General features: G+C 35.1%; 3 protein-coding genes. All 3 read right to left on the bottom strand.

The features are described 5' to 3' along the window. Nucleotides 1-55: 55 nt before the first annotated feature. Entirely contained in the window at nt 56-1,087 is a 1,032-nt protein-coding gene (locus C1634_RS20550) for a hypothetical protein (protein ID WP_109739057.1), read from the bottom strand. A 1-nt stretch (nt 1,088) separates the two neighbouring features. Continuing rightward, nucleotides 1,089-6,941 carry a fibronectin type III domain-containing protein gene (locus tag C1634_RS20545; RefSeq protein WP_103233658.1) on the bottom strand — a complete coding sequence of 1,951 codons (5,853 nt, stop codon included), beginning with the start codon at nt 6,939-6,941 and terminating at the stop codon, nt 1,089-1,091. A gap of 62 nt (nt 6,942-7,003) precedes the next feature. Then, nucleotides 7,004-11,707, bottom strand: a complete 4,704-nt coding sequence (locus C1634_RS20540) for a hypothetical protein (RefSeq protein ID WP_185145153.1) — start codon at nt 11,705-11,707, stop codon at nt 7,004-7,006. Nucleotides 11,708-11,709: the final 2 nt, after the last annotated feature.

The raw sequence follows: 11,709 nt of genomic DNA, 5'->3' as shown, positions 1-11,709 counted from the left end.
ATCATTTATCAAATCTTCAAAATCAAGTTTGGTATCTAGCCTTGAAATATTAGCTTCAAATCTTCTCAAAAATATGCAAGGTGTTTCCAGAATCTAACAAATACAAAGCTGTTTCGCTTTTTTGAAAATCTTTATAAAACACATCTTGATTATCCCATATATGTTTCCATACAATCTCCCTAGTTCTAGTATTTAACACAACGATTGAGGGAAAACTGAAGGAACCAAATCCCGAAATATAAAAATAAAGCAGGTCATCTTCTTTAATATAAGAATGGATATTATCGTGTAACTTTTCCTTTTCCAAATCTTCTTTAATATCAAATTGGTAAATAATTTTATTTGATTCTAAGTCATATTCGGCATATTGACCATATCTGTAATAGATTAGTTTATCATCTTGAAACTGAATAAAATTGTATTGTGCAATGACTTCGTTTTCTGTATCGGAAAACAATACCATATTGAAGCGTTTTTTTATTTCTCCCGTTTCAATATCTATTCTTAAGATACTAGAATCATCTAAGATAACTAATAGGTCATTTTCAAAAACACCTAAAATTTTATACGCTTCTATTACATTTTTATCTTGTTTTTTATGAGTATGATTTAATTGCGAAATATCTATCTGCCAAAGAATCTTGTTAGAAGGCAGCAAATAGGCAACTAATTTCTCCCTATTATAATTTTGAATACCAATTTTATCATGAATAAACTCTATGATAATATTTTTAAAATCAATGTCCTGTTTAACTTCAAAATTATTATTCAGTAAAACTATTGTAGAATTAAAGTTATCATCATATTGATACCCTAAGTAATAATTATTATATACTAAATTTTGTACATTCATTTGACCTATATTCTTGATTACATCAGTCTCAATGTTGAAAACATATGTTTTGTAATCTGTATAATTTGAATAAATCAATAAATTTTTATTTAAGAAAATTCCCAAACAATCGGTATTGTCTGTTAGTAACTTATCTTCAAGATATAAGCTATTATTACTAATGTATTGTAGTTTATTAAAAGATACACTATAACTATTTACTTTCTCAATATTTCTACTTCGTATAAATTTCATATTAGTTTATTTTAATAAAATTATAAATTTTGCTATCTGTTGAGTTAATAAGGCTATTAAATTGGTTATTAAAATATTGCTGTTTAACTTGCGGAGTTATATTCTGCGGTAAATTTGGAAATAAATCGTTTCTCAAATTCTGATTACTCCAAATTGCATCAAAAATTTCTTCTTTTTTAGGTCCGGAAAATATTGTTTTGAATTTTCCTTTTATTGCATCTGTTGCCTCATTAATACCTGTAGAAGAACCAGTACCAAACTCTTGCAATAATTTTCTTTTATCAAAGAGATAATTTAACTCACCTAATTTAGTTAAATCAGGCGAAGCCAAATACTGCTTGAATTGATTTATACTTACATTGCTTATACTTTCAATCTGATAACTTTTAAATTCTCCAAATCCATTTGTGAACTTAACATCAAATCGGTTTAAAACATCTTCTGAAAATCTAAGGTCAATTGCTGATACTTGTCCTTTGGTAAATAATCCTCCTGGATTTTCTTTGAACATTCTTACAGCAAAAGCACCACCTTCTACAGTATACTGAGCTCCGTTCTTCAATTCAGTAATCAATCTCTGAGCATCTGAAACGTCATTAAAATTAGTCACAAAATGTTCAACATCGTCTAAATACTCATCCATATTTTTTAAATATTTAGAACCACTATTGCCACAAGATTTACACGGTGCCTGTACGTTGTTTTTTATAATTTTCTCCAAACCTTCATTTCCACCGATATGTTGCATAAACGAACTGTTTTTCTTTAAATCAGCAACTTTGTTTATTAATGCTACATCTTTTTTAAGAACAGAATTTGCTCCTCGAGCATTTAAGACAGTCTTCCAAGCATCTGAAAATTCCTCTGTTTTATCTACATTTTTTACAAACAGATTTTTCAACTCAGCTGATGTATTGATGTCTGTTTTCAGTGCATTCTTTTCTGCCGCAGAAAGGTTAGGCAAATTATCTATTCTTGTTATAATTGTCGCAAGGTTATCAGCAAGTGTATTAACCGCATTCTTGACAGAATTCTTATCAATAAAATTATTTGCATCGTCAAGTGCAGCGGTTTTTATTTTCTCTGCTAATTCTTTCTCATTGGCATAACTGATAGAACTTATATGGAATTCATCTGCCTGTATATCAGAAACTTTCTTTACGTCTAAAATAAATCCGTCTGTATTATCTGCTTGTTTAGCTACAATCCCCCAAAGGTCATCCACTTTATGGAGCCCTTCTTTTAAATAAATTGACCCTCCCAATGGAATGGCTGAAGTAATTCCATAAATAATTGTATTATTAGTATCCCCTCGAATGCCGGCATATACAAAACCAGCAGGATCTGTAAATGTATCAAAACCAGGGATTGTGCCCACACCATCTAATACAGCATATACTACATCATCTAATACAGCAAGTTTGCTGAAGTTATAAAAATGCTTATCAGCTTGTAAAATACTGTTTTGATTTATTGCTATTTGGAACTTGGAACCCCATGTCCATTTTTCTTTACTATCTGTCCAAAGTCTGTCTGTCTGATTTACCTTATCCATAAAAGGCTCTCTGAACTTGCCCAAGTCATCTGTACTTATCTTATTCCAAATATCTTTATTTTGAAAAGCTCCTTGCTTAAGTTCAAGATTAGTATACTTTACATAGAGTGCATTAGCTTGGTCAAATTTTTCTTTTTGACAAGAGAAAACTTGGTAGCAAGGGATTTGCATTCCATTAACATTGATAAGTTGTTGTAGCCCTTCAATAATAGGCTTAATCTCAGTGTATCCTTTAGACTCAAAAAACTGTAAAGCTTTAATTGCTGCATAGCCTCTTACATTTCCTGAAGATTTATTTACAAATTGAACAAGCCTTCCTGTTGCCAAAAGATAATAAGAATTAACAATAAGTGGCTTTTCAACATTTGAGAATAATTTTAATACTTTAGTATTCCAGTTTCCTGTTAATGCTTCTATATCCTGATCTCTTAAAACATTAGATCCTTTCTTGGCAATACCTAAAGGCAAACACCTTGTATCTTCCCTTCCGTTATCAAAAGGCAATATTATCAATACATCATTATCCCCAAGACCAGTACTTTCAAATACATTTTTAGCTAATTTGTTTACAGTTTGTTTATCGTAAAAATATTGTTTACCATTTACGACATCAGGAGCCATAGAAAAAGGAACGAAATAGATATTTTTTCCTGTATATTGGTTAAGTAATCTAAATCTATCTTCCAATATATCTAGTAAATCTCCTTTATGTAGGGTATAATTACCTAATTTATGTACATATTTTTTACTACTTAAAGGAGTATTTTCATTAACTACTAAAGATTTTGCTGCATTTATTTTATTTTTAATATCTGTTTCATGTTGAGAAATAATTGCAGTGGTATAATTAATTCCATCACAATTCTCCATAGGAGAACCAGAAGAACTGTTTCCATTATTATACTGATCGCAATCTGTTTGAGATAATGTTTTTGTAACAAAAACATTATCATCATCAATTCCAGTTATCACACATATTCCTGGATTACAACTCGTGTATTGGTCTTTCTTTACCAAAATATATTTAGGTGGTACTTTACTACCAGACCAAGTTGTAACTTCTTTCCCTGTTTTATCAAAGTTTTTAATTTTAGGAATATCACTATCTGAAAGAATACAATTTATACATACTAAATCTGAAGTATAAGAGAGTTGTACAATAGGAGTTCCCTCTGGAGTGCTACCAACATTATTATACAATACTGAAAATGAATAAATACCTGATGCTTTATTTAGAGTATTATTTTCTTTAAGTTTAACAGATTTTAAAATTCCATTCTCAATATTTAAGCCCTCTAAATTAGCATATGTGCTATTGTCAAATGTTACAAATTGTCCATTTCCAAGTGCAAATTTTAAACAAGAGTTTTGATTAGGTAGATTAAATAAAGTAGTTGGTGTTATATTATTCAAAGCTCCAAGCATAAAAGAGCTTTCTCCATCACTTTGCCCTTGAAACGCATATAATTTAAACTTCGGATCATTTACCTGCTTCCAATCCAAATGCGAGAGTTCTTCTCCAGAAACTTCGTCATCCATTAACAATGTAGTTGTTCCTTTTGTAGTTCCGTAAGCTTTCCAAGGATGTTCCAGTTTAAACACACCGTGTCCAAGCTCGTGGGCTCCAGTTTTGTCCTGTGCATTGTTGTACACATACCCAAACTGACCATTCAAACGCATATAACCTTTTTGCGTGGTAGAAGATTGTTTATCGGTTACAAATAATACATAACGTGCATCAGTACCTTTATAAAGAGCATTGATTTGTTGCTGTTGTGTACTATAGTTGGTCATCAACTCAGCATCTTCACTGTTGATGGTATCTCCGCTTACCACACTGCTGATGTCTAAAACAGGCTCTTTCTTCACATTGAAAGCAACTCCTATTTTTTTGTAAATATTTGTCAGCTTATCACTTTGCGATTGTAATTTAGATTGCGAGCCAGCATCCAATGGTACTAAACTTACATCTACCGTTTTCGGGCTTAAATGCACCAATCTAAAACTACTGATGATTTTTTGTTTGGAAATACTGTCTTTAGGCATCAATACCGCAATTACTTCATCTTCTGCATAATCAAAAGTACCTTTCAGTTGAAGCTGGTAAGTTCTTTCCGTATCGGTTTTGTTCAGTTCAGTAGCATCAATCGCTTTACCGATGCTCAATGTCTTGAAGACGATTTTAGCATCTTTCAATGCAGGGTCTGTAATGCTAACTTTAGCATTAAATATTTCTGTCTGTTTGTTTACTGTTGCTTTGTAAGGAACAGAAACCGTATTGTTCTCCGAATCTTTTACAGAAGGATATTTGTTGGTCGGCAGTTTTGTTTTTTCCTGCGTATCGTAAGCAAATTTAGTGTGTGGAGTCTGCTCATTTATATACGGAATTTCCTTCCATTCTATTTTAATGCCTTTTGCTGTGTATTGGTTGATGGTAGCGTTGTTTCCACTTCCCGTTACGCCATCGGTATTAGATGATGTAGATGCACCACCTTCAGCTGCTTTTTGAGGTCCGGTAATATTTCCGTTTTCATCAACCGTCCAGATATTGCCGTCTGGATCAATAAATGTGTAATCTTTACCGCCAGGATATTCGGTCGTACTACCACTTCCGGAACCTCCATCGCTTCCTGTAATGGTTATTTTACCAGGAGGAGGCGTCGCAGAATAGGTAATACCGCCAATTGGGAAATTGACAAAAACATCCTTCACGCCTGCATCACCAAATGTTTCTCCCAGTCCTCCAGAAGCATAATTTACCGCTGTTTCATTAGGATCATACGTGGTTTCAATAATACCTTCAATTAATTTCTTGTCGGTATTAAGCATAATATTATTGAAGCTTACTTTCACCTTGGTATCGGCTAAATAAGGAACTACAATATAACCTATACCACTATAGATGCCATTACTTCCTTGCGCAGAAAGTACCGTAACAGGGAAATCTCCTGCAGTAAATACTTCATTGACACCCAACATGGTCTGCAAAGGATTTTTGTTGGCAATGTCAATTGCAGGCATTATCCCGCATTGATAGTTATTATCTACATCATTGGCATTGGTCGTAAAATATTGTATTGCGCTGTAAGAGTACGCATTTCCCGAAGTATTACCATCTGTATTACCACAAACAGAACCTACACGGTATTCGTATTCCGTAAGGTCTTCCAAACCTGTAAGAGTTGCCGGAGATTGGTAACTTTGCTGGGTCATCCATTCTGTATTGCTGTCTCTTTTTCGGTATTGTACTTGGTATAAACCTGCAGGTTGTGCACCGATGCTCCAGCTGATCTCAACCCTTCCTCTTCCTATATTTTTTGCCATCAAAAACGTCGGAATAGTACAGTTTTCTACGTAATCAAAATAAAATATTTCAGAAAGTCCATTGTTTTTGTAAACTCCGTTGTCCTCTGTTGGGTTGGCTCCCAAAACAGGATTTCCGCTTTTGGCTTGAACCTGCCAAGCATATCTTTTCCCTGGAATAAGCTGGGTTTTATCCAATCCGTAATACAATGTTGGTGCATAGGTTTCTTCCTGCCAAAGTGGTGGGGAAGACAAAAATCCTGAAATTGGAGATTGTCCTGCATCCCACAATTCTTTTAGCGTAAAAATGTATCTGGTATTGTTTGCAATTTGCCTTGGCATCCATTGAAAGACAATTCCGCTTCCTCCAGCATACGGAGACATTGCCTGTACTTTCTCAGCATTTTGCGGAAGATTAAGCATTGGTGGATCGTACTGTGTAAGAAATACCGTTGCACAGGTTTTGGATGAAAGATTGTTTTTGGTGTAATAATCATACGCCTGAAAGCAGAACCGATAAACTCCGTCTGATAAAGGCTGAGCGTACTGAACTGCATTGATTCCTCCTAAATTCTGTAATTCAAATAAAGCTCTTAAATCTACATTGGTAAGCGTAACGTTACTTCCCGGATACAGAAGAAAAGGGTTCATTCCTACAACAAATTCATTGCTTTGTGCAAAAGGAGCAGCATTTAATCCTGCTTCCAAAGTGAACTTGATACCGGTTTGGTGTTGTGGCTCCATCAAATCGGTCATCAACACCTGCAGCTGTAATTTGTTATCTGTAGAAGTAGCGTAGTCGCCTAAACGCATACTGTACGGTGGAATTACTACGGGTACTAATTTTACAGGGTATTGCTGCGATTTCACAGAAATAGATTGCAAGCCAAATAGCATAAGCATTGTCAATGCCCACATTTTAATTCCGAAATCTTTAAACTTCAGTGTGCTATATGGATTATATTTTCTTTTATCGTTGTAGGAATGGTTCATCATTCTGTTTTGTGTTGTTGTGTTTGTCAGCTTTAAATTTTGATTTCTAGTTTGAAATTAATAGATTACTTAAACTCGTAGTCTATTTGTTTTTCAGAACCTGCTTTATCTCCAGGCAAAGTATATTTTGCTTTTACTTTATATTTTATGGTTGGGATAACACCATAAGTAGAGAGAAGTAGGTTGTTAATTGCCTGTGGTCTTGCATTTACCGGCACACCTACATATTTTGAAGCAGATTTAGAAACCAATTCATACCAGTCTGATTTGTACAATCTGAACAAATCGTATTTGTATGGGAAGGTTTGCTTCAGGAATGTATTTCCTTTGTCACTTCCTAAATATTGCATATAAGCTGTAAAAACAGGGAATGCTTTTATAGGTGGGATTCCTGCAAAATTTTCTTCGTCTTCTGCTCTGTTCAATGTCAGTTGGTCAATAGGATATGCATCATAGAACAAGCCTTTGAACTTAGCCGCAAAAGAATCATCCATCAAAGCTGTAAGATTGATGAGCGGTTTGTTATCTGTATATTTTGTTCCTGTAATTTCGGTTACATCAAAATATTCATCGGCATTCATATTATTCTGAAGGAACACTACTTCCGAGTCTACTTTTACCCATAACGGATTAAAGTTCAGTGCAGATAATTTATCAGACATCGTATTGTATTTACTTGTTCTGAAAACAAATGAAAGTCTGTCAATTTCGCCGTCTTTGGAAAGGTTTTGCGCTACTTTTGTTTCTGTTTCCGTGGTTACAGACGAATCATCTCCGTTATTTCCTGTTGTTGTGGTGGTAACCTGTGTGGTATTTCCTCCCTGTGTCTGTACTCCGTTTTTATTTTTAGCAATTAAAGCCAGCGTATAATCTTTCTGCTTATCAAGAGTTGGAACATTGAAGTTCACTACATTGTCATTTCCGTCATAAGAGAAGTTACTTTCCGTTTGAGAATCTGCTGCGAAAACCGTTTTTGTACTCCAGTTAGGGTCGTCAAATAAGTAATCTTGTCCTCTTTTCAGTTTGATATACCCCTTATTACTTTCCGCAGTGTAATAATTTTCTTGTTCGGCAACAGGATAAGCATATTTAATATTAGACAAAGGAATCACATTTGGAGCTGTTCCCGTGGTAAAGCTACGTTCTTCCACTTCAATCGCTTTTTGCCCGTCTACCATTACCACTTCGTACATCCCGTTCTTTTTCTCCATAAAACTTACTTGCGTTATTGCTTTTAGAGTTTTACTTGGAGGAAGAATGTCATCTGAAACAAAATTGGCAACGTCTTTAGAGTTTGCATATTCTATAACTCCTTTTATCTCTTTTCCTTGGTCGTCTAGGATTGTCATTTTTTCTACAACAATCTTATAGGTGTGGTCTCCATCATCTTCAGGAATAACAATCGGTTCATTCACTCTCATTGCAAATGTCGCTTGCGGAATTGCAAATACATCCACATTGGTGTCATCTTTCTTAGGAGTAAGATCGGTAATGATTTTCATTCCGCCTAAAACGGAAGCGTTTTCCAGAATACATTCTTCTCCAAATTCCATTTTGAATCTGAATCTTCCTTTAATCATCCCTCCAAGTAAATTATAATATCCACCCAGATATCCTCTTACCCAATAAGGATTCGGACCTTTTGTCTGAAGTAATGATGCAACACCTGCCTTAATAATTGGAATTTTCTTTTTAATAAACCATAATTTTATTTTAATCCCGAGTTCTCCCTGAAGATAAACGTAAGCCTGTCCGTTAGCATACCATCCATTGATTCCGATCTGGTCTCCTCCTCGGTTTGAACATTTTGCATCACCATAATCCTTCAACATAATATCCGTTCCTAATCCTGCCTGAAATCTTGCATAGAGGAATAGAGCCGTCATATCTCCTGTATCAAATTTAAGGTGTGTTCCGAAGGCAAAGCCTTTTCCCTCTCCTAAAGCATTAAGGCTGCTCATATAATCGATGTCACTCACTTGAAGTCCTAAAATTTCTGCAACTTCAGGTGGCGGTGGCGGACTTCCAGGAATACGATTTCCAACCATGAAATAACTTCCTGACTGTAAAGAAAAACTTCCAAATCCTACTTTTAGACCGATCATTTGAGTTGGTGTCCCGATATGCATATACCATTCACTTGGTGCAATGTGTACGACTGCCCATCCTGCTCTACCATTCGGTCCTATACCTGCTATAATTCCATTTGCGATATTAACAAAAACGTCTAAACTTGCGTGGAAAACACTGTTGTTGAAGTCATAGTTCATTGCCAACTTGGCATAAATAGCACCTTTAACATCTTTGGTTACTGGATATTGCTCATCAACCACTTGGGTATCTAGAAAAGAATTAACGTGGGTATTGTCTTTCAGCTCATTAAGAAATTCGTTGTTGCCCGTCATTTCTTTGAACTTATCTTTAACTCCCGCTAAAGGATCTCCGGGAATCAGCTTAGATAAATCGGCCATAACCAGCGCCTCTCCAATAAATCCAACATTGGCTAAACCACCGTTTGGATTGGTTGACATATTAAAACCAGCCATAATACTAATTGCATTTTTGCTGGCAACAGATCCATAAATACCTGCTCTCAGTGCTAAACCAACTGTGTTGTCAGGTTTTAACACCAAAGCTTTATCTTTATATGCAGGATCTAATGACATATCTCTGTTCGGGATCATTCTGTAAAATGCTCCACCGGTAAACCCTGTAATTGTTAATGCGGATGCCTGGATTTTTAATCCGTCTACGGAACCTTCAAAGCCCCAATATCTAAAAGTACTGAATCCATAGGCTGCATTGACATTCACTTCAATATTCAACTCTTTCAACTTTGCATTCAAATGTGCAGTGAAACCGTCTCCATATAATGGGTCATTACGCATGATCTGGAATTCCCCAGAAACTATTGCTACACCTATATCTACATTTTTCAGACCTAACTTCGTTAGATTGAATCCATCATACTTCCAACGTTGGCGATTGTTTTCATTGACAATCAAACCATTGATTTTCATTCCTCCTGTTGCAGAGAACCTTTCTTCCTGTAACCCTACAGTTATCTCGAAGCCCAGATTAGCGTAGCCATTGTCTGCTTCTACAAAAATATTCTTTATACTTGCAGGGAAGCCTACCAGTTTTTGTTCTCCCTGTACTCCAAAATATTGTGCTGTAATGTAAGGCGCTTTTGTCTGAAGCGTAAGTTCCCTGAATTGGATTCCTTTAAAATCAGCATCCTTTTTTGCATTTGGATCTGTACTATTATCAGAAGGTTTGCCATTAGCGCCAATTGCCAAAGTTCCGGTAAGAACTGCTTTAGGTAAGAATTCTCTGTTTTTAACCTTTAATTCCAAATAGGAACCGGGAGCAATAGTTGCTTTTGCACTCCAGATATCAAAACTAATTGTATCTAAAGTTGCTACCGTAATCATATATTCTTCTTCGGTAATTACCCCTTGATAACCAAGATGATTGGGCAAATTATTATTCGGATTAGCATTATCTTGTTTCTGAACAGGAAGCTGAACTTTTCCTTTTAAATTTGCTCCTACAATCTTTGAAGCTGCTAGATCTACACCAATCTGGTCAAGAGAATATCTCCAGGAATTTTGCTCACTCGTGATTCCTTTTTCTAAAGGAAACAAATTATTGGCAGAAAAGCTACCTGAAACTCCATAAGAGTCTATCAGAAGATTTTGTGCTTGAAAGGAAACTCTGTTGTCAATATGGTCTTCTGTTTTAAATTCCTGTGGAAGACCTACATATAATGATTCTACATAAAGACCACGCCAAGTATCTGTCCCTCCTATCAAATATCCGTGAGTAGCATAATATTGCGGGAATAACACACTAGAATCTGTCCTCAAGTCACTTAAATCCAAAACTGCATTATTGACATAGAAAGAGAAAAAACCTTTATCTTGATTTTTGATTTGTGATGTGATTGCAAAAGGTGTAATGCTTACATTGACTAGAATATCATTCCAATCACTGGCTTTTAAAGCAAAATCACCACGTACCCTGTTGGTAAATCCATCATTTCCGATTTCAGGAAGCATTTTTCCGTTACTATCCAAAGGAACGAGAACGTTTCGGGAAATCTGAACGTTTCCTTTTAAAGATAGTTCTTTTATTCCGTCACAATCGATGATCACGTAAGTTTTATCATTTACGCTTTGTCCATTGAATTTATTAATCATTCCTCCCTCCAGAGTAAGCATCCATTGATTTTGATTAAAAGGAATGTTAACATCTCCAAGTAACGAAAGCTTTGCATCACCAATAATCTTTCCTCCATAGGAAAGCTTAACTCCTTCTGCTCCAAAATACAGCGTTCTTTTACCTCCTTCTGCGCCAGCTTGTGGTGTTACGACCCTCGCATAAACATTAATTAAAGCATATTCAGGAGTAAAGGAGGCTTTTGTTACAACGATACCATATTCTACATTTGATACATTCTCTTTAAGTCCTATAGGAAATTCTGTAAGTTCGTTAGGATTAATGGTATTCGTAAAATTCCCACTTTTTTCTAACTCTCCAAATGCTCCGATTGCTTTTCCAATTTCTTTGTCAGTATCTGGATCATTTTTTAAAGCAAGAGAAAATAGGTCGGATGGGAAATTGGAAACAGAAGCGAATCCTGAATTATTATGAAACGTATTTCTATTTAACTGCAGTGAATCACCTATTTTGTAGCCGTTATTAGCTTTAACATTATTAAAAAAAAGGCAGAGTAAGGCAATAAATAGAGAATATATTTTGGTCATCA

The sequence above is a fragment of the Chryseobacterium viscerum genome (assembly GCF_002899945.2).
Classification (GTDB): domain Bacteria; phylum Bacteroidota; class Bacteroidia; order Flavobacteriales; family Weeksellaceae; genus Chryseobacterium; species Chryseobacterium viscerum.
The sequence above is the reverse complement of the archived record's forward strand: the minus strand, read 5'-3'. Positions and strand labels throughout refer to the sequence as shown.